Origin of the sequence: Hyalangium sp. (assembly GCF_035629615.1) — a bacterium.
Lineage (GTDB): Bacteria > Myxococcota > Myxococcia > Myxococcales > Myxococcaceae > Hyalangium.
Window position 1 is genome coordinate 1 of the sequence record NZ_DASPHO010000894.1, and the last position, 18,349, is coordinate 18,349.

At 69.7% G+C, this 18,349-nt stretch carries 18 protein-coding genes and 1 pseudogene; 3 read left to right on the plus strand and 16 right to left on the minus strand.

Features of this window, described 5'->3' with window-relative positions:
* Window positions 1-1,133, minus strand: a 1,133-nt coding sequence (locus VD972_RS44640; RefSeq protein ID WP_324996120.1) for a PAS domain S-box protein, incomplete at its 3' end; no start/stop codon positions are given.
* Between the two features lie 228 nt (window positions 1,134-1,361).
* Between VD972_RS44640 and VD972_RS44645 the strand changes: the two genes are divergently transcribed.
* Both VD972_RS44645 and VD972_RS44650 read left to right on the plus strand, forming a co-directional pair.
* Window positions 1,362-2,768, plus strand: coding sequence for a serine/threonine-protein kinase (locus VD972_RS44645; RefSeq protein ID WP_324996153.1), 1,407 nt, complete (start codon window positions 1,362-1,364; stop codon window positions 2,766-2,768).
* A 243-nt stretch (window positions 2,769-3,011) separates the two neighbouring features.
* Window positions 3,012-3,965, plus strand: a complete 954-nt coding sequence (locus VD972_RS44650; RefSeq protein ID WP_324996122.1) for a hypothetical protein — start codon at window positions 3,012-3,014, stop codon at window positions 3,963-3,965.
* Between the two features lie 30 nt (window positions 3,966-3,995).
* On the opposite strand, the gene VD972_RS44655 is transcribed toward VD972_RS44650, so the two are convergent.
* The 4 genes from VD972_RS44655 to VD972_RS44670 are packed head-to-tail and all read right to left on the minus strand — an operon-like array spanning window position 3,996 to window position 8,246.
* On the minus strand, window positions 3,996-4,739 hold the full coding sequence (locus tag VD972_RS44655) for a DUF2071 domain-containing protein (RefSeq protein ID WP_324996125.1): 744 nt from the start codon (window positions 4,737-4,739) through the stop codon (window positions 3,996-3,998).
* Window positions 4,740-4,749: 10 nt separating this feature from the next.
* Window positions 4,750-6,570 carry a two-component system sensor histidine kinase NtrB gene (locus VD972_RS44660; RefSeq protein ID WP_324996126.1) on the minus strand — a complete coding sequence of 607 codons (1,821 nt, stop codon included), beginning with the start codon at window positions 6,568-6,570 and terminating at the stop codon, window positions 4,750-4,752.
* On the minus strand, window positions 6,567-7,523 hold the full coding sequence (locus tag VD972_RS44665) for an ABC transporter substrate-binding protein (protein WP_324996128.1): 957 nt from the start codon (window positions 7,521-7,523) through the stop codon (window positions 6,567-6,569). Before VD972_RS44665 ends, VD972_RS44660 begins: the two co-directional genes overlap by 4 nt.
* Before the next feature lie 9 nt (window positions 7,524-7,532).
* Window positions 7,533-8,246 carry a 2OG-Fe(II) oxygenase gene (locus tag VD972_RS44670; RefSeq protein ID WP_324996130.1) on the minus strand — a complete coding sequence of 238 codons (714 nt, stop codon included), beginning with the start codon at window positions 8,244-8,246 and terminating at the stop codon, window positions 7,533-7,535.
* An 85-nt stretch (window positions 8,247-8,331) separates the two neighbouring features.
* Here VD972_RS44670 and VD972_RS44675 point away from each other — a divergent pair, with 85 nt between their 5' ends.
* Window positions 8,332-9,129, plus strand: coding sequence for a hypothetical protein (locus tag VD972_RS44675; protein ID WP_324996133.1), 798 nt, complete (start codon window positions 8,332-8,334; stop codon window positions 9,127-9,129).
* 106 nt (window positions 9,130-9,235) lie between these two features.
* Here VD972_RS44675 and VD972_RS44680 read toward each other — a convergent pair whose 3' ends face one another.
* From VD972_RS44680 to VD972_RS44730, 11 genes and pseudogenes are all read right to left on the minus strand, one after another.
* The gene (locus tag VD972_RS44680) at window positions 9,236-10,387 is read right to left on the minus strand and encodes a S8 family peptidase (RefSeq protein ID WP_324996135.1); all 1,152 of its coding nucleotides are present in this window, start codon (window positions 10,385-10,387) and stop codon (window positions 9,236-9,238) included.
* Between the two features lie 208 nt (window positions 10,388-10,595).
* A complete protein-coding gene (locus tag VD972_RS44685) occupies window positions 10,596-11,492 on the minus strand; it encodes a MerR family transcriptional regulator (RefSeq protein WP_324996137.1) in 897 nt (298 codons plus the stop codon).
* A 9-nt stretch (window positions 11,493-11,501) separates the two neighbouring features.
* Window positions 11,502-12,365, minus strand: coding sequence for a MerR family transcriptional regulator (locus VD972_RS44690; protein ID WP_324996139.1), 864 nt, complete (start codon window positions 12,363-12,365; stop codon window positions 11,502-11,504).
* Window positions 12,362-13,039, minus strand: a complete 678-nt coding sequence (locus tag VD972_RS44695) for a lysophospholipid acyltransferase family protein (RefSeq protein WP_324996141.1) — start codon at window positions 13,037-13,039, stop codon at window positions 12,362-12,364. The genes VD972_RS44690 and VD972_RS44695 overlap by 4 nt, the downstream gene beginning before the upstream one ends.
* On the minus strand, window positions 13,036-13,383 hold the full coding sequence (locus VD972_RS44700) for a lycopene cyclase domain-containing protein (protein ID WP_324996155.1): 348 nt from the start codon (window positions 13,381-13,383) through the stop codon (window positions 13,036-13,038). Before VD972_RS44700 ends, VD972_RS44695 begins: the two co-directional genes overlap by 4 nt.
* 5 nt (window positions 13,384-13,388) lie before the next feature.
* Window positions 13,389-13,697, minus strand: a complete 309-nt coding sequence (locus VD972_RS44705) for a lycopene cyclase domain-containing protein (protein WP_324996142.1) — start codon at window positions 13,695-13,697, stop codon at window positions 13,389-13,391.
* Window positions 13,694-14,812, minus strand: coding sequence for a glycosyltransferase (locus VD972_RS44710; RefSeq protein ID WP_324996145.1), 1,119 nt, complete (start codon window positions 14,810-14,812; stop codon window positions 13,694-13,696). Before VD972_RS44710 ends, VD972_RS44705 begins: the two co-directional genes overlap by 4 nt.
* On the minus strand, window positions 14,809-15,729 hold the full coding sequence (locus VD972_RS44715; protein ID WP_324996146.1) for a carotenoid 1,2-hydratase: 921 nt from the start codon (window positions 15,727-15,729) through the stop codon (window positions 14,809-14,811). Before VD972_RS44715 ends, VD972_RS44710 begins: the two co-directional genes overlap by 4 nt.
* Window positions 15,726-17,189 (minus strand): phytoene desaturase family protein, encoded by a 1,464-nt coding sequence (locus VD972_RS44720; protein WP_324996149.1) that lies wholly within the window; start codon window positions 17,187-17,189, stop codon window positions 15,726-15,728. The genes VD972_RS44715 and VD972_RS44720 overlap by 4 nt, the downstream gene beginning before the upstream one ends.
* Complete coding sequence (locus VD972_RS44725; protein WP_324996151.1) at window positions 17,186-18,157, minus strand: phytoene/squalene synthase family protein; 972 nt, start codon at window positions 18,155-18,157, stop codon at window positions 17,186-17,188. The genes VD972_RS44720 and VD972_RS44725 overlap by 4 nt, the downstream gene beginning before the upstream one ends.
* Window positions 18,154-18,349 (minus strand): annotated as a pseudogene (locus VD972_RS44730) (phytoene desaturase); the annotation flags it as partial. The gene VD972_RS44725 and the pseudogene VD972_RS44730, both read right to left, overlap by 4 nt.

An 18,349-nucleotide genomic window follows, 5' to 3' on the forward strand; every position in this document is an offset into this window, starting at 1 on the left:
TCCGCCATCACGAGGCGCGCCTGCAGGTTCTTGCGCTCGGTGATGTCGCGGTGGACCAGGATGCAGGCGATGGCGCGCCCCTCCGCGTCCCGCAGCGGCACCGCCACGGACTCACAGGTGCACCCCGTCCCGTCCCGGCGCTGGAACTCCATCTCTCCCGTCCAGCGGCCCGTCTGCTCCAGCGTGGAGAAGATCTTCGCGGTGAGGGCATCCGTCTGGCCGGGGTGCAGCACCGAGAAGAGCGTCTGCCCCAGCGCCTCGGACTTGGCGCGGGCGAACATCCGCTCCGCGCTCGGGTTCAGGTCGACGATGCGCCCGGACAGGTCCGTGATGACGACCCCGTCATAGAAGCTCTCGAAGATGAGGGCGTGGCGCCGCAGCTCCTGCTCGGCCTGCTTGCGCGCGGTGATGTCCATCACCGTGCCGGTGATCCGCGCGGGCGCGCCGGCCATGTCGCTCAGCACATCTCCCTTGCAGGAGATCCACCGGAAGCCGCTGCCCGCGGGCTCGATGCGGTACTCCAGCTCCACGTGGGTGCGCTGCTCCAGCGCCGCGGCCAGCGCCTCCTTCACCCGCGCCAGGTCCGCCGGATGCACCACCTCCTGGAGATCCATGGTGCGGCCCGACAGCTTGCCCACGGGCAGCCCGAGCATCCGATCCACGTGCTCGGACCAGGTGACCACCCCGGTGGAGGCGTTCCAGTCCCAGATGCCCACCCGCGCGGCCGACAGCGCCTGCCGCAGCTGCTCCTCGCGCGGCTCGAGCTGCGCGCGCGTGGAGAAGCGGAAGACGGTGCCCGTGCCAATCTGCAGCCGGTCTCCCTCGCGCAGCTCCGCCGAGGTGATGGACACCCCGTTGAGGTACGTGCCGTTCGTCGACTTGAGATCCGTGACGTGGCACCCGCCCTCGGGAGTGCGGACGACCCGGGCGTGCCGACGGGACACCCCATGATCGTCGATGCGGATGCTCGCCTCGGAGCCGCGTCCCAGCACGTGCTCGCCCGGCGCCAGCGCGAAGGCCTTGCCGATGGAGGCCGGCAGCGCCGTGCTGATCAAGATCAGACACGCCCCGGGTGAGGCCGAGGACATGAGCGGCATGCCCGCATGGGTTGTCACTTCATCCAGCATTGTCATGGGCATTCATCCCCCCCGGGACGCCTCCGGGGAATCCCAGCAGCCTTGCCAGCCTGCCGTCCAACCTACCGCGTCTGTTGCACCTGGCAGCATCTCCCACCGGACAGCCCTTCCGCCAGAGGGACCACCCGCTGCTCGATCCCGGACATTCCGGCTGCGCCGGGAGAGCCGTTCTCCCGAGCGGCCAAATTCTCGCATGCAACGGCACAGGTAGTTAGCTTGTCCCCAATGGGGGACCACGAGGACACCTACCGAATCCAGGGCGGCAAGCCCCAGGTCCCCTGGGACACGGCCGCCACTCCGCCCAAGGAAGGCGAGAGCGCCCAGTATGCGCTCGCGGGCGAGTACATCTTCAAGCGGCTGATTGCCTCGGGCGGTCACGGCAGCGTGTACGAGGCCGAGCACCGCATCCTCGGGCGGCGCGCGGCGGTGAAGGTGCTGCACTCGCACCTGGCGGACCAGGGCGAGATGCTCCAGCGCTTCGTGCGCGAGGCCCGCATCGTCAACCAGATCCACCACCCGAACGTGGTGGACGTCTACGACTTCGGGATGATGCCGGATGGCAGCCCCTACTTCGTGATGGAGCTGCTGGAGGGCCGGACGCTCAGCCAGCTCATCCACGAGCGGGGCAGGATGTCGGCCGAGCGAGCGCTCGCCTATCTGGAGCCCGTCTGCGCAGCCCTGGAGGCGGCCCACAAGGCGGGCATCGTCCACCGGGATCTGAAGGCCAGCAATGTGATGGTGATGGACGACGGCGAGCGGCCACGGGTGAAGCTGCTCGACTTCGGCATCGCCAAGGTCATCCAGCCCCAGGCCGGCCAGGAGGGCCTGACCCTGGCAGGGCAGCGGCTGGGCACCGCCTTCGCCATGGCGCCCGAGCAGCTTCGTGGGAGCACCATCACCCCGGCCACGGATGTGTACGCGCTGGGCGTACTCCTGTTCCAGCTGTTGACGGGACAGTACCCCTTCCACTCCAAGGATCGGCTGGAGCTGGAGCGGCTGCACCTGGAGGCCCCGCCGCCGCGCGCGAGTGCCACCGCGCCCGTGCCAGCCGTGGTGGATGCGGTGGTGCTGCGCTGCCTGGAGAAGGAGGCGGAGCGACGCTTCCAGAGCACCGAGACCTTCCTCACCGCGCTGCGCGAGGCGGTGGCAGCACCCGGTGACGTGCTGCCCGCAGGCACCACGCGCCAGGCGCTGGCCGTGCACGCGGAGGTAGAGCTGGCCGAGTCTGACCAGGACGACGAGGTGGTGCACGCCGCGCTGGCCGAGGTGCTCGACTGCCTCGAGCAGCAGCTGCGCGCCACCGGCTTCATGCTGGCGCTGCAGGCGGGCACGGCGCTGCTGGCCATCCGGCTGCTGGAGGCTCCTGGCCCCCTGGCGCCCGAGCAGTCCCAGCGGTTGCACGAGGCGCTCCGCCACCTGCGCCGCGACACCGAGGCCCTCGCCGCCGAAGTGGGCGCCCACGTCCAGCTCTGCGTCCACGTGGGCGCCGTGGAAGTGCGCGGTGAGGACTCGGTGCTTGAAGTCCTGGGAGGTCCCGTGACGGACCTTTCCAGTTGGGTTGTGCGCGTTCCGGGAGGACTACACCTCACGCCGAACGCGCTACAGGTGCTGGGCCCGCCTGTCTCCACTTGAAACAATGTGACGGTGCGTGTGTCTCGCCCTTGCACAGGGTTTGAGACGCAATGCCTCACATCCATACGAAACATGCTCGAACCGTCTATTCCTGTCTGAAACAGGAGCGGTTGTTTTGATTGGGATTGAAGTGCGCGTGCGAGGCTTTACTGCTAATCTCTTATTGGCGGTATTATTCGAGACCGCCAAAGCAGCGGACCCAATGCGGCCGTGTTCCACGGTCGCCTCCGCGGGGGTGGTGCCATGAATCAGACGTCCTTCTCTGTTCGTCGTGGCGACGCGTTCCAGACTCACGGCAATCCTGGAGTGGTGGCGTTGTTCACGGTGCTGGTGTGGTTGGGCAGCGCGACCGGATGCGGAGTGGCTGAGGAGGGCATGGCCTTCGAGCAGGAGGCTCTGGGCACCCATGAGGGGACGGCGGCGACGAGCGAGCAGATGGCCACCATGGGCCTGTCCACCAACGGCCTGTCCACCAACGGCCTGTCCACCAACGGCCTGCTGACGATCACCTTCCTGGACTGGTTCCATGCGGATTCGTCCCTGCGCGCCCTGGTGATGAAGTACACGGTGATGTGCGCGCTGCCCCAGGGGGAGTCGCGCGTCTATACGAGCCCGGTGACGGGCCAGGTGTACACGTGGCACGGCCTGCTCGGGCTGGCGCCGGGCTGGGGCCAGGGGCTGCAGCCCACGGAGGCCGAGCAGCAGGTCGTCACTGCGTGCCTGGCGGCCCACGCCAACAAGTTCGGCCTCAATGTCCACGTCTCCGTGCTGGGCCGGAGCGCGCAGGGCGTGGAGATCCCGTACACGTCCGCGGAGCTGGCCTCGTACTCGGAGACGGAGGGCTGCTTCTTCGGCAACACCTTCAAGGACGAGGGCATCTTCTCGGGCAGCGATCGCAACTCCCTGAGCGCCAGTGAGAGCAGCCCGCGGGCCTGCGCGCTGTCCGTGTCGGGCCAGACCACCGACTGCGAGCCGATGACCCATGTGGGCTCGTGCCAGGAGTACTGCACGCTGGACTCGACGGGGACGTACTACACGAGCTGCTCCTACAACGGCGTGACGTACAAGCCGATGACGACGCGCGTGCGCCCGGTGGACATCTTCAGCTGCGGGGACGGGGTGTGCCAGTTCACCGAGAAGTGCGGCATGGGGACAACCACCAACAGCTGCAACGCGGACTGCGGCGCGTGCCCGTGAGTCTGGTGGACCGGTCGCCGGGATGGCCCCTCACACGCGCTTGAGCCGGAACACGTCCACATCCACGCCGTCCGAGAAGTGCACCAGGGGCGCCGCCGGTGGCCGGGAGATCTTCGCGGCCGCCAGCAGAGACTCTTCCAGCCCCTCCACCTCCGCGCTGCGCACCGGGTATGGCGCGTGGTGCACCTGCCCGCTCCACAGCCCTCCGCCGTGCAGCGTGTAGAGGAAGTAGCGCTCCACCAGGAAGTGCTGCAGCGTCCCCGGCGCCGAGGTGGAGGCCTCACCCCTCGGCGCACACCGCACCGCGCAGCTCGCAGGCACGGGCGCGGGCCACTGCCGCTCCGAGCGGTAGGAGACCCAAGGGCCCTCGCGCGTCAGCTCCATCCGCGCGAAGTGGTACGGCAGCCTGAACCACGCCCGCGCCAGCTTCACGGCGATGCGGTTGGCCGCATCCAGGCTGAAGAACCACACCCCTGGGTCCTTGCCCTCGCGGTGCACGTACGTGCGCACGTTCGTCTCGTGGAAGTTCGAGAGCGGAGGGAAGGCAGGCAGCCCCGCGGGCCGCACTCCTCTCATCGTGAAGGGCACCAGGCCGATGAACGCCCGGCCCTCGTACGTGTCCAGCGTCAGCCCCGGTGGCAGCAGCCGCGCGAGCTCCTCTGCCGGCACCTCCCAGTGCAGGAACAGCAGCGTCCTCCAGCGCTGGTACATCACCGGCCGTCCCTCCGGCCGTCGCGCGGGCGAAAGGCGATCGATCGTGTCGTGACGGGACATCAGCGCTCCCCTACGCCGGACCCGGGCTGACGGGCGCCGCCACAGGCTCTCCAATCGGCAGGAACACCCGGAAGGCGGTCCCCTTTCCAGGCTCGCTCTGCACCGTGATGCGCCCGCCCATCGCCTTCACGATGCCGTGAGAGATGGACAGCCCCAGCCCCGTCCCCACCCCCACAGGCTTCGTGGTGAAGAACGGATCGAACAGCCGGTGCAGGTTCTCCGCCGGTATGCCCACCCCTGTGTCCTTCACCTCCACCACCACCTGGTCCTCCCCCTCTCGCCACGTGGTGAGCTTCACCTCGTGAGCCTTCACGTCTCCCCCCTCGGGGATGGCCTGCGCGGCGTTGATGATGAGGTTCAGGAAGAGCTGCCCGAGCCGGGACTCGCTGGCGTTCACCAGCGGCAGCTCGCCGTACTCCTTCACCAGCTGCGCGCGGTGGCGGAGCTGGCTCCGGGCGATGTTCCCGCACAGATCCAGCACCGCGTGGAGGTTCACCGGCACCCGCTGGCCGTCATCCCCTCGCGCGAACGTCCGCAGATCCCGGACGATGTCACTGACCCGGTCCGCGCCCGTGAGCGCCTCCTCCAGCGCCTCCTGGACCTCCTTCAGCCGCTCCTTCGCCTGCGCGTCCCCCTCCCCCGCCAGCACCCGCAGCTCGTCACGGATGAACCGCACGTTGCTGAGCATGAAGGACAGCGGGTTGTTGATCTCATGCGCCACACCCGCCGCCAGCGAGCCGATGGAGGCCATGCGGTCGGCCGTCTGCAGCTTCTCCCGCAGGTGTTTGCGCTCGGTGATGTCACGCACGATGGAGACCCAGGCCGGCTGACCCTCGAACACCAGCGAGAACGTCACCACCTCCCCCAGCACCAGCCCCCCCGAGCGGTGCACCCAGTGGACCTCTCGCATCCCCTGCGCAACCTCCGGCCCCGTGAGCGCGCCCTCCTCTCCCGGCTGCACGAGCTCCGTCAGCCTCCGGCCCTGCAGCGCCTCCGCGCGCTCGTGCCCCACCAGCGTGGCCGCGGCGGGGTTGAGGAAGACGATGCTCCCCTCCCGGTGGATGAAGATGGCGTCCGGCGTGCGCTCCACCAGCATCTGGAAGCGCTCCTCGTTCTCTCGGAGCTGCCGGCGGCTGTGGCCGATCTGCTCGGCCATGCCCTCCGTGGTCGCCACCAGCCGCTGGATGCGGCGCCCGAGCAGGAAGTGGACGCCGAGCCCCATGCACCCTGCGATTGCCAGCAGCATCAACGTCGAGCGCAGCACCGAGCGCTCCGCGGAATAGCGCCCGGCTCTCTCGAGCTCCGTCAGATCGTGCTGGAAGAAGAGGTAGCCCATGCGCCGCGGAGAGGGGCCAAAGCTCAGCTGCACCGGGTAGTGGCCGATGATGCGCCGCCCGTCGGTGGAGAGCTCGACGACGCCCTTCAGCTGCTCCAGGGCCTGCTGTCTCCTGCCGACGTTCTCCGGGAGCTCTCCCTCCGGCCAGGCCTCGCGCAAGGGCTTGCCGATCAGCGCCAGCCGGGTGGAGGCCAGCACGGCCTGCTGCTCGTCGACGAGCAGCCCCACCTCGAGCTGCGGGTTGTAGCCCAGGCCCGACAGGGACTCGCGCACTGCCGGCAGGTTCCCCGCGCGCAGCAGGTAGTCCAGGTTTGCCTGGAGCTGCGTCATCTCCACGGCGACCCGCCGGCGCGCGGCCGTCTGGATGTGCCTCACTCCCTCGCTCGTCTCGCGATGCAGGGAGTAGAGACCGAAGCAGACGGTGTAGACCCCCAGCAGCAGCAGCGGGACGGTGAGCTCCCGGAGCCAGGCCAGGCGCGAGGAGGGTGCGCTCATGGTGCCACCCGGAGCAACGGTGCGGTGTCGATGAGGTGGCGGGAGTCCGGCAACGCCGGGAGGGCCTGCTCCCGGACCATGACGCTGCCCAGCCGCTCGATGGTCTCATACAGTCGCGGCCGCTCGCCCGTGAGCTGGAGGCGCTGCTCCTGGAGGTCCGGATGGCGAACACCCTTCAGGGCCTCGAGAAACGCTCCCTCCTCCAGTCCCACCCGCGGCCCCATCCGGCGCGCGGCCTCGGCGGGGCGCTCTCGCAGGACGGCGAGCGCGGCAAGCCAGCCCCGGATCAGCGCGTCCACCTGCTCCGGGTTCGCCTGCAGGTAGCTCCTGCGCACCACCAGGACATCGATGATCTCCCCTGGAATCTGCGAGCTGTCGAAGAGCCGCCTCGCGCCCTGGGCGGCCAGCTTTTGACAGAAGGGCTCGAAGGCCACCACCGCGTCCACCTCGCCCGTCCGCAGTGCCTCCGCGAAGGCATCCCGCGCACGGTATTCCCGCTGGACATCCTCGAGCTTCAGCCCGGCCTGCTCCAGCGCTCGTGCGAGCATGTACGTCGACAGCGTCACGTCCTCGGAGGCCACCTTCCGGCCTCGGAGCTCCGCCACGCTCGTCACCTCGGGCCGCGCCATCAGGCAGTCCGCGCCGTGCGAGCCATCCAGAACGAAGACGACCTGCGCCTGCTGCCCCCGGCGATCCAGGTTCAGCACTTCATCCACCGTCACCGCTGCTGCGTCGATGACTCCATTCTGGAAGGCCCGGATCTCATGCTCGCTGTTGAGGTACTCCACGAGGTGGATGGGGCCGGAGAACAGCCCCAGCTCGCGCGCCAGGAAGAACGGCTCCGTGCCCACCCAGGGCACTGTCCCCACCGCCAACGGCCTCTTGGGTGCGGGAGCACAGCTGGCCCAGCCCAGCGCCAGGAGCACGAGCACTCCGCTCCATCCTCGTCGCATAGGTGGCCTTCAGGCGGGAGGCGGGGGCGTGTTGCGGTAGATATGCTCGGACCGGTGGAAGAGGACCCACGAGGTGATGATATACTTGTCGTTCGAGCGCGGCACATTGCCACGGTGGGTGTGCGTGAAGCCGGCGGGGAAGATGACCATCCGGCCCTCCTTCGACTCCACCTTGCGCTGCTGGTAGTAGAACTCCGTCTCGCCGCCCTCGGCCACGTCGTTCAGGTAGAACTGGAAGGCCAGCACCCGGTGCAGCTGCTCGCCGTCGGCGTCCTTCGGGTAGATCTCCGAGTGCCAGTGCGGATAGCCCCCCGAGCCCTTCACGTACTTCTGCACGTTGAGGAAGCCGTAGCGGTAGAAGTTGCCGACGAGCCCATCCAGGATCGGATCGCCCAGCTGGGCGAAGTTCTGCTCCGTCAGCGTCACCAGCTTCCCCGTCTTCGGGTCCTTGATGGAGGGGGAGACGGCGCCGATCAGCGTGTAGAGGTACTTGCGCAGGTAGCTCCTGAGCGGCGGGAACGACTTGTCCAGGAGGAGCCGGAGCGTGGGCTCCCACTCCGGGACGAGGTTGAGCGTCAGGTCGTAGCTGTCCTTCTTGGCTACGTCCACGCCATGGCCGGTGCGGCCGCGCTGCACCTGAGGGCTCTTGTTGAAGCGCTGGATGATGTCCCGGCAGAGCTGGGGCTCCAGGGCACCCTCGTGGACTTCGATGAAGTCGGTCATGGCGGCCGTCGATTATAGTGACGTGCCCCTCGGAACTTCCACCGCGGTCCCGGTGGAGCCCGAGCGGGTGTGAGGTCACCTACGCATGCGTCGCTTCCTCGTCCTCTCGGTCGCCCTGGCCTGCCTCGAAGGCTGCACCTGCGGCAAGTCCGCGCCGTCCTCCTCGGCCATGGATTCGGGCACGGCCCTGAGCCCACCCTCGGCTGCGCAGCCCGCCGGAGACGCTCCGCCACCGGAGCCCCCCCTCCCCGAGCGCGCCATGCAGCTCCACGCCCAGGGCCGCAAGCATGGAGAGGTGGGCCAGTTCGAGGAGGCCCTGCGGGCCTTCCAGCAGGCGCGGGAGATCGCCCCCACCTGGCCGCTGCCCCTCTATGACGTGGGCGTCACCTACCTCTATATGAAGGATGACGCCCAAGCCCTCGAGGCGTACGAGCAGTTGGACACGCTGGCGCCGCAGGGCGTCTCCGACAGCAAGCGGATGCTCGACAGTCTCCGGCGGGAGCACGACGGCCGCGTCCCCAAGGGGACGCTGAGGGAGTTCCTCGAGGTGATGCGGCTGAGGGACATGGCGGAGGTTCGGCGGCTGCTGGAGGAGCTGACCCGGAAGGCGCCGGCCTTCGTGCCCGCGTGGCATGAGCTCGCCGTGTCCACGGAGCAGCCCGAGGAGGCTGAGCGGCTGCTCGCCAAGGCCCTATCGCTCGGGCCCGATGCCGAGACCCGAGGCCAGCTGCTCCTCCACAAGGCGCGGCTGACGTGGCGGCGTGGCGAGAAGGAGGCGGCCCGCAAGCAGCTCGAGGCACTCCTGGCCGATCCCAGCACCCCCCCGGGTGTCGCCGTCGAAGCCCGGGAGATGCTCAGCCTCCCCGACAACGTGACGCCCTGAGTCCGAGGCACGCCCGCCTCGCAGGGTGCGCCCTCTCCGCGAAGAGCAACGGGGGCCGCGGCACGAAGCCACGACCCCCGCACACTGCAGCTCACGTCACCTGGGACTACAGCGAGCTCTTGTAGAGCAGCTTGCCGAACGACAGGCTGGTGCCGTTGGTCTTGATCCACGCGTCCACCGTGGAGGAAGCCGCCTCACCGTAGGCGCCCTTGTAGAGCGCACCCACGCCGGCCACGTGCGGCGAGGCCATCGAGGTGCCGCTCATGACGGTGGAGGTGCCGTTGAGCCGCGCCGAGGTGATGCTCGAGCCCGGAGCGTAGATGTCCACGCAGGTGCCGATGTTGGAGAACGAGGAGCGGGTGTCGTTGCTGGCGGAGGAGCCCACCGTCGTTGCGGACGCCGCACCGGCCGGCGAGTAGTTGCAGGCGTTGGCGCCGCTGTTGTTGCCGGCGGCCACCGCGAGGAACACGCCCGAGTTGGCCAGGTTGTTGGCCGACGTGTTCACCGCCGTGGACGCGCCGCCACCGAGGCTCATGTTGGCCACCGCCGGCCGGATGGCGTTGGTGCGCACCCAGTCCATGCCGGCGATCACACCCGAGTTGGAGCCGGAGCCCGCGCAGTCCAGCACGCGTACGCCGCGCAGCTTCACGCCCTTGGCTACGCCGTAGGTGGTGCCGCCCACCGTGCCACCCACGTGCGTGCCGTGGCCGTGGCAGTCCGCGCCGCTGCCGCCGAACGCGTCGAACACGTTGGACGCGCGCCCGCTGAACTGGGAGTGGTTGGCCTGCAGGCCGGTGTCGATGATGTACGCCGTCACGTTCGTCGCGGTGGTCGTGTAGATGTACGTCCCATTCAGGGGCAGAGCGCGCTGGTCGATGCGGTCCAAGCCCCACGTGGCGCCCGTCTGGGTGGTGTCCACCGTGACGATGCCATCCTCCTCGACGTACGCGACGTTCGGATCCTTGCGCAGCTGGGAGACCTGCTCATCGCTCAGCGCGGCGGCAAAGCCCGGAATCACCGAGTAGGTGTGCTTGGCCTTGATGCCCTTGGCGGACATCAGAGACTTCGTGTCAGCTCCATCCTTGTACACCACGATGTACTGGCCCGGGATGCGCTTGCCGGCCTGCGCCATGATCAGCGGCGCCTCGGTCTGGCCCAGCTCCGCGGCCTGCAGCTCCTCGGGGTTGTTCAGGTCACCGCCGCAAGCGGCGAGGGCAAGGGCAGAACCAAGAAACAGCGTGTTGCGCATGTTCTTCATGGGGGAGTTGCTCCTTGTGCTGCACGGGGGATGTGTTTGCAGCGCGCGAAAAGTACAAAACAACAAATCCGAATACAAGGGATTAAGAAGAAGAACCTCTCTCCCCGAGAAGATTGGTTTCAACGCATTGCATTGGATTCCCAGGGCCATCTTGTTTGTGTTCAAAAATTTTGAACACAAACAAACCGGCTCGCCCGGCGTCAGCGCGTCAGCGCGTCAGCGCATTCCAAGAGTCGCTGGAATGGAAAACGTGGACACCGGCCCGCTCGCACACCTCATGGTGAGCGAGGGCCGCGGCGCCTCCGGCCCAGACAGAGACGCCCCGGGGGAGAGCCTCGAGCAGTTGCGCCAGCGTGTCCGCGAAGGCATCCACGCCCAGGTCCGTCACGGCGGACAGGCCCACGAGGTCCGGCCGCAGCTCAGTCACCATCCGCCCCAGGTCCGCCGCCGGCACCCGCTGTCCCAGCAGTGTCACTCGCAGGCCCGCATGCCGCAGCCGCAGCGCCACGCCTAGCAGGCCTATCTCGTGCTGCTCCTCCGGGAAGCACGCGAGCACCGCGTGCCGAGCCCCCTCGTTCTCGGGCGCGGCGTGGAGCAGGCTCACCACGCGCGCCCGCACCACCTGGGAGACCAGGTGCTCCTGCACCACCGTCAGCTGCCCCGTGTGCCAGCGCTCTCCCACCTCCCGCTGTACCGGCGCGAGCACCTCATTGAAGGCCTTGAGCGGGGGCAGCGCGCTCAGCACCTCGTCCAGCACGGCCGACACCCGCGCCTGCGCATGGTCCTCGGCCGCGGCGAGCACCGCCTCGCGCCAGAATTGCAGGCTCGGGGCGCTCAGCTCCGTCCCCTGCGCCTCACCTGTCTCGGCCCCCTTCTGCTGGAGCTGAGGCAGCATCTTCACGGCCTCGCGGATGGCCACGCCCTCTTCGGTGAGCTGCTTCAGCCGCTTGAGCAGCGCCACGTCCTGCTGGGTGTACACGCGATAACCCGAGGGCGTGCGCTGAGGGTGCGGGAAGCCATAGCGGCGCTCCCACGCGCGGATCAGCTCCGCGCGGACTCCGGAGAGCTCCGCGGCAATATGAATGCGGTAGGTGCGGTCAGGCATTCATGGGGCTCAGGTCCGAGTCGGGACGCCGCGTCCCTGCTGCCACAGGGCAAGGAACTCGTCGGCGGACTCAGCATACTGCGCGCCCAGCGAAAAGAGGGTCTTCAGATGCTCACGGGCTCCCGCGCCCCCCACCACCACACGCACCGGAGCGCAGGCCTGCACAACCGCGGACAGGACCGCCGCCAGCTCCTGGGGCTCCCGGCGACGCACGAAGGAGAGTGCTACCAGCTCAGGTGAGAGCTGAACACACGCGCTGCGAAGCGCCTCGGCAGGCGTGTCCGCCCCAAGCATCGTCACCCGCCAGCCGCGACGCTTGAGGTGCACTCCCAGGGCCAGCAGCCCACCCTCGTGGTGCTCCTTGGCCGGACAGGCCAGCACCACGCGCGGCCCGTGGGCCCGCGGCTCCGCCGTGTCCAGCAGCGCCCGCAGCCGCTGGCGGATCAGCGCCGAGGCCATGTGCTCGCGGGCGATGTCCAGCCGCAGCCCGATCTCGCGCAGCAGGGGCAGGAGGAAGCCGCTGCAGTACACCTCCACCTCCATGGAGGCCTGCGCCTCGTCCAGCACGCGCTGCACGGCGGCGGCGTCCATCACCATCACCGCGGACCAGAAGCGCTCGGAGAGCCGCTCCCCCGTGGGCAGCGCCTGCACGGGGGTAGCCTTCACCTGGGCGATGGCCTCGCTCACCAAGAGGCCTTCGTCGATCAGCTTCGCCACTCGGCGGATGCTCTCCACCTCCTCGCGCGAGTAGGAGCGGTAGTTGTTGTGCTCGCTCCGGGTGGGGCGCGGGAAGCCGTAGCGGCGCTCCCACGCGCGCAGGGTGGCCTCGCGGATGCCGGTGAGCCGGGCGATGGTGCGGATGCGCAAGCTCATGCCCGCCCTCCCCTCACCGCATCCCAGCGCTCCGCCACCCCGCTGCCACCCGCCACCCGCTGCGTGAAGCCCTCCAGGCTCGTGGCCGCCGCCACCCGCCGCGCCACCTCCTCCAGACGCTCCTGGAACAGCGCCAGGGGCCCGGGCGAGTGCGCCGTGCCCACCTCCACCAGCACGTCCGGCCGCTCGTGCTCGAAGAAGGCGTAGCGCAGGGCCACGGGCACACACTCCACCCTTCCTGTCCGTGCCAGCAGCTCCACACCCCGCTGAAGCCTCAGCGGCAGCACCCCGAAGGGCCGCAGCTCTCCCTCCGGGAAGAGACACACCGCCGCCCCGGGCAGGCGCATCAGCTCGCGCGCGTAGCGAAGGGACTCCATGGCGGAGGCCGGCTCCCCCGGCCGGATGCTGAAGGCGCCAAGGCGGGCCAGGAAGCGGTAGCGCCGCAGGTTCTTCTCCTCCATCAGGCAGTACGCGTCCCACCCCGCAACCTGCCCGAGCTGGTGCAGCACGAAGCCGTCCCACCAGCTCGAGTGGTTCACGTAGACGAGCCGCGCGCCTTCCCCGGCGGGCAGCGCGCCGCGCACCCACAGGCCGCGGAAGGAGGACCGGAACTTCCAGCCCACGTACCGATCCAGCAGCCAGCCGAGTGGCCCTCCTTTGGCGGCGCGAATCACGGCGCCCGGGCCTCCTTCCGGCCCAGCAGCGCCGTGAACAGCGCCAGCCCCAGCGAGACGAGGACGCTCGTCAGCACGAAGAAGAGCACCTCCTCCAAGGGCACGGCTCCCACGTACACCCCCAGGTGCTTGCCCGCTCCGAAGTTCCAGATGCCCGTCGAGATGGCCAGGTGATCGGCCACCGAGAGATAGCCACCGACGAGGAAGGCCGGCGGCAGCACCGCCCGCAGCACCGCGCCGGTGCGCTCCTTGTAGTGGCGCACCAGGGCGATGAGCTGCAGGAGGATGAGCGGCAGCGCCCACACCATCAGGTGGACGAGATAGGCCCAGCGCGACTCCATCAGCTCACTCATGGCGAGACCACCCGTGACAGCCGCGCCCGTGCCCACAGCCCCACCAGCAGCGTCTGCAGCCCGAAGAAGAGGTACTCCTCCAGCGGCAGGTACCCGAGCTTGATGCCCCAGATGCGCTCCGGATCGAAGCCCCACAGCCCCCACTTCACCGCCAGGTTGTCCCACGGCGTCGTCGCCACGTAGACGACGAGGAGCAGCAGCCCCAGCGGCGCCAGGCTCCGGGCCGTGAGCGTCTTCCGGTACCGCACCGCCAGGAAGACGATGGGCAGCACCACGAACAACCCGAGGAAGCGTGCGTACGTCATCCCGGACCTCCACTGAGCTTGGGCCACACGGGCGTCATCCGCCCTCCTGACTCCAGCGCGTAGGTGCGCCCCCGCCAGGTCACCGTCCCCGCCTGCCACAAGGAGCGCAGGAAGGCCGCCAGCAGCAGCGCCTCTCCCAACAGCCACGCCACCGTCACCCCGAGGAATGCCGACGGGCGTGAGGACCTTGTGAGCACGGTGAGACGCCACGACAGGAGGGTACGCACGCCTCCAAGAACTCCTGTCGCCATGGCCAGCTCCCACGAGCCCAGCACCAGGGCCAACACCCCCAACGGGAGCGTCGGGGTAAAGAGGAGCGGTACCGTCGGGTACAGCCCCGGCCGGTGGCTCGAGAGCACCTGCATCCAGCGCGTGAAGCGCTCCAGCGCGGGGCGCCAGGAGTGCATCCGCTCCATGGGCATCAGCGCCGGCTCCTCCGCTAACGCCACCTCCAGCCCTCGCGCGTGCAGCCGCTTCGCCAGCTCGAGATCCTCGCCGATGTGATCCGCCAGCCCCTGCAGCTCCTCCACCGCCGCCGGCGACAACCCCAGCGCCTTGCCGCACACGGCCTTTGCCCCCGTACTCATCTCATGCAGAGCCCGGAAGCTGTGGTGGCCATGCCGCAACACCCCCGCGACGGCCCACCCCACCACACCGCGGACACCCACTGGCGTAGGCGCCGCGGTGCTCAGCGCCGCGCCCGCGACCACCGGAGCGGCCAGCGACTCCACCAGCGCGCCCGTCACCGCCACGTCCGCGTCCACCACCAATACCACCCGCCCCTGGGTGGGCAGCACCGCCAGCGCGTACAGCAGGTGCCCCACCTTCCGGTTCGGCACGGGCGGATCGCTTGGCAGCCACCGCACTCCTGGCCCCAGCCAAGGGCGGTACGGAGACACCACCACCTGCTCCAGCTCGCCTGCGTAGTCCACGGGCCGAGACAGGTTCTCCAGCTCGAGCGCCGTCGGCGCGTCCATCGGCCTCAGCAGCAGCACCGGCACCCGCGTGCCTGCCACCGGCACGCGCCGAGGACGCAGCAGCCGCCCCAGCGCCACCGCACTGAAGCCTGTCGCCACCGCGGCCCAGCCCAACCCCAGCAGCACCAGTGGGCTCATGTCCGTCCCTCCACTCGCGTGCGGAAGTGCGCCATCCAGCGGATGAGCGGCGAGTGGAAGCGGCGGAAGTCCGCCACCTCGCCCAGCGTGTCCAGTCCCTCCTGGCGTGCCTCCACCCGCGCATAGAAAGGAGAGGACTCCAACAGTCGGGGCACACCCACCACCGTGTTCCCCGCCCGCAAGTGCCTCGGCACGCGGAGCCCCCAGCCCGTGCGCTCCGTGGGCACGGCTTCGCCACGGCTCCCCCGCTCGCACCGCACGCCCCAGGGCCCCGCCGTCACTCTCACCGGCGCGGCCCCGCCCGGCAGCAGGTAGTCCACCGCCGTCTCCTGCTCGCCGTGCGTGCGGGACCAGTGCCACCCGCTCAGCCGTCCCCCCAGCGGCTCCTCGCCATGGTTCGTGTCGTGGTAGCCCAGCCCCTCTGCCCTCACTCCCTCCGTGTCCACCTCCAGCCAGGCTCGCGCCCGCGGCGCCATCGGCTGCCACCAGTGCGGCAGCCCTGGCACCAGCTGCACCTCGTCGCCTGAGGGCGTCAGCGGCTCCAGCACCAGGCGGGCCCTCACGCGGCAGCCCCACGGCGCCGTGCGCTCGTCCACCTCCATCCGCACCTTCTTGCCCTCGTAGCTCAGCGTGGAGTGGCCGATGCGCAGCCGGCTCGGAGACTCCTGCTCCATCACCGGGTACTCGCTGAGCACCCAGCGCCGCCGCACGCCCCGGTGGTACAGCGCGAAGTTCACCGAGCAGTGCTCCCGCGGCAGCCCCCCGCGCCGCGCCGCCACCGAATAGCGAGGCGAGAAGAGCGAGCCCACCATGAAGATGAACACGGCGCTGTGCTCGCCCGAGGTGACGTCCGCGTAGTACCAGCGATACGCCCCCGGCTCGGAGGGCAGAAGCGGCAGCCCCGGCAGCGCGCTCATGCCGCCACTCCCTTCAGGTGCGCGGATGCCATCTCCGCCGCGAAGCTCCCCGAGAGCATCACCAGCGGCACCCCACCGCCCGGGTGCGTCCCGCCTCCTGCGAAGAACAGGCCCGGCGTGCTCCCGCGGATCCGTGGCCGACGGAACGGGCCGAACTTGCCGTGCGGCAGGAAGCCGTAGATGGACCCCCCGGGCGCTCCCTGCGCCGCCAGATCCACCGGCGTCCGCTGCCCCAGCACCCGTACCCGCCCCTTCAGCTGCGGGAAGTGCGCGGACAGCCGCTCGAAGAGCTGCGCCTGGGCCCGTGCGGCGTTGAGCTCCCACGCCGCGACCGCAAGCTCGGACTCTGCCTCCCCCATGGGCAGAGGGGGCGCGTTCACCATCACGAACAGTCCCGTGCGCCCAGGCGGCGCCACCGAGTCGTCCGTCGCCGAGGGGTTGCACACGTACACTGTCGGATCGCTCGCCAGCCGCCCAGCGAACAGCTCGTCGAACTCGCGGCGGTAGTCATGGCTGAAGAGCACCGTGTGGTGTGGTACCGGCGGCCGCCCCTCCACCTCCAGCAAGAGCACGTAGCCAGATAGCGCCAGCGGCTCCGCCTCGCGCCGCAGCGCCCCCAGCGGATCCGCATTCACCACCACACTGTCGAAGGCCTCCGACCCCTCCGTCGGCCCCACGCGGTAGTCCCCCCGCGCCTCGCGCTCATAGCGCGCGTGCGTGCTCAGCCGCACCGTCACTCCCAGCCGCCGCACCGCCTGCCCCAGCGCCTCCACCAGCGCGCCGATGCCACCCCGCACATGGTGCGTGCCGTATGCCCGCTCGATGTGCGGGATGAGCGCGAAGGCTGCGCTCGCCTTGTACGGCGAGGCCCCTGTGTACGTTGCGAAGCGCCCCGCGAACTGCCGCAGGTGGTCCGTCTTGAAGTGACGCTCGGCCAGCTCGTGCAGCGTGGTGAGCCGCATGCCCGCCAGCACTGCCCCCACTCCTCGCCGCGCCACCCGCGCCAGGAAGCCCGCCATCCCCTGGAAGGGCGCCTCCAGGTAGGGCTCGCCAGCCGCTTTGTAGATGGCCTCCGCCTCCGCGTAGAAGGAGAGCACCCCCCGGCGCTCGCTGCGGCGAAGCTCGGCCGCGCTGTCCGCCGTGCGCTCAACGTCCCTGTACGCCGTGAAGCCGCACCCGTCCGAGAAGCGGTACAGGCACTGCGGCTCCAGCTCCGTGAAGGGCGGCAGCAGATCCAGCGCACCCAGCCGCTCGAAGGTGCCGCGCACCAGCGAGGGCAGCGTCAACAGCGTGGGGCCCGTGTCCAGCGTCACGCCGTCCACCGTGATGGACTGCGCCTTGCCGCCCAGCGTGCTCCCCCGCTCGAAGAGGGTCACCTCGTGGCCCTCCTTCGCCAGCAGGCCCGCGGCTGTCAGTCCGCCAATGCCGCCGCCGATGACCGCTACCCGCGAGCGCCTCATCGCCGCGCCTCCTTGAGCACGCCCGCCGGCCTGCCCATGGCCGCCACCGCCAGCGCCAGCTTGCGTCGGCCGGGAACCCAGGCCCGCGCGCTGAACACGTCGAAGTCGCGCGCCTCGATGACACGCAGGATGTCTCCGTAGATGCCTCCCATCAGCCGCACCATCCGCTGGCTGCCGAAGCCGGAGAGGAAGTGCACCCCCGCGCCCGCGCGCGCATACAGAGCCCGCGCCCGAGAGATCTGGAAGCGCATGAAGTCCCGCCAGCGGCCGTCCACCTGGCCCCGGCGCAGGTCGTCCTCGCTCAACCCAAAGGCCTTCAGCTCGTCCGCGGGCAGGTATACCCGGCCGCGCTCCAGGTCCTCGCGCACGTCCCGCAGGATGTTGGTGAGCTGCATGGCCCGGCCCAGGTCCGCCGCGTGCGAGGCCGCCCGCACATCCGAGCACCCCAGCACCGGCGTCAACATCAGCCCCACCACGCCCGCCACCCGGTAGCAGTAGAGATCCAGCTCCTCATAGGTGGCGTAGCGGTCCTTCGTCAGGTCCATCTCCATGCCGGAGATGAGATCCTGGAAGGGCTGCTCAGGAATGCGAAAGCGGTGGACGGTGTGCTTGAGCGCGGCGAACTCATCCGGATCCCACGGCGACGGGGCCTCCGTGCTCATCAGCCGCTCGGCCGGAGAGCCGAGGTCTGGAGCCGCAAGCTCCGGCATGGGCAGGTACACCTCGGCCACCCTCTGCCGCGCCTGCTCTAGCCGCACCTTCAGATCCACCGGCGCCAGGCCCTGCCCGCCCTCGTCCACCAGGTCATCCAGCCGCCGGCAGAAGGCGTACAGCGCGAAGGCTGCTCTCCGCCGCGCCCCGAAGAGGAGGTACGAGGCGAAGAAGAAGCTCTTGGCGTGGTGGCGCGTCACCCGCTTCGCTTGCCGGTAGCCCTGGACCACCCGGTGCGCTTCCTCGTGCGACTTCATGCCGCCACCTCTGTCCCCGCCGGCGTTGGCCGGGCGCCCAGCGCTTGCGCCAGCCCCGTCTGCTCTGCCCACTCGCGCATCCGCTCCACCGCCAGCCGCGCGGAGATCAGCACCGTGGGCAGCCCCGTTCCCGGCTGAGTAGAGGCCCCCACGAAGAACAGGTTCTTCACCCGCGCATCCTGGTTCGACGGC

Bases quoted from the DNA above. Each gene is read 5' to 3' on its own strand.
- VD972_RS44725 (WP_324996151.1), bottom strand. From the start codon at position 18,157: ATGAAGTCGCACGAGGAAGCGCACCGGGTGGTCCAGGGCTACCGGCAA.
- VD972_RS44705 (WP_324996142.1), bottom strand. From the start codon at position 13,697: ATGACGTACGCACGCTTCCTCGGGTTGTTCGTGGTGCTGCCCATCGTC.
- VD972_RS44665 (WP_324996128.1), bottom strand. From the start codon at position 7,523: ATGCGACGAGGATGGAGCGGAGTGCTCGTGCTCCTGGCGCTGGGCTGG.
- VD972_RS44715 (WP_324996146.1), bottom strand. From the start codon at position 15,729: ATGAGCGCGCTGCCGGGGCTGCCGCTTCTGCCCTCCGAGCCGGGGGCG.
- VD972_RS44675 (WP_324996133.1), top strand. From the start codon at position 8,332: ATGCGTCGCTTCCTCGTCCTCTCGGTCGCCCTGGCCTGCCTCGAAGGC.
- VD972_RS44720 (WP_324996149.1), bottom strand. From the start codon at position 17,189: ATGAGGCGCTCGCGGGTAGCGGTCATCGGCGGCGGCATTGGCGGACTG.
- VD972_RS44660 (WP_324996126.1), bottom strand. From the start codon at position 6,570: ATGAGCGCACCCTCCTCGCGCCTGGCCTGGCTCCGGGAGCTCACCGTC.
- VD972_RS44670 (WP_324996130.1), bottom strand. From the start codon at position 8,246: ATGACCGACTTCATCGAAGTCCACGAGGGTGCCCTGGAGCCCCAGCTC.
- VD972_RS44650 (WP_324996122.1), top strand. From the start codon at position 3,012: ATGAATCAGACGTCCTTCTCTGTTCGTCGTGGCGACGCGTTCCAGACT.
- VD972_RS44685 (WP_324996137.1), bottom strand. From the start codon at position 11,492: ATGCCTGACCGCACCTACCGCATTCATATTGCCGCGGAGCTCTCCGGA.
- VD972_RS44710 (WP_324996145.1), bottom strand. From the start codon at position 14,812: ATGAGCCCACTGGTGCTGCTGGGGTTGGGCTGGGCCGCGGTGGCGACA.
- VD972_RS44655 (WP_324996125.1), bottom strand. From the start codon at position 4,739: ATGTCCCGTCACGACACGATCGATCGCCTTTCGCCCGCGCGACGGCCG.
- VD972_RS44645 (WP_324996153.1), top strand. From the start codon at position 1,362: ATGGGGGACCACGAGGACACCTACCGAATCCAGGGCGGCAAGCCCCAG.
- VD972_RS44690 (WP_324996139.1), bottom strand. From the start codon at position 12,365: ATGAGCTTGCGCATCCGCACCATCGCCCGGCTCACCGGCATCCGCGAG.
- VD972_RS44680 (WP_324996135.1), bottom strand. From the start codon at position 10,387: ATGAAGAACATGCGCAACACGCTGTTTCTTGGTTCTGCCCTTGCCCTC.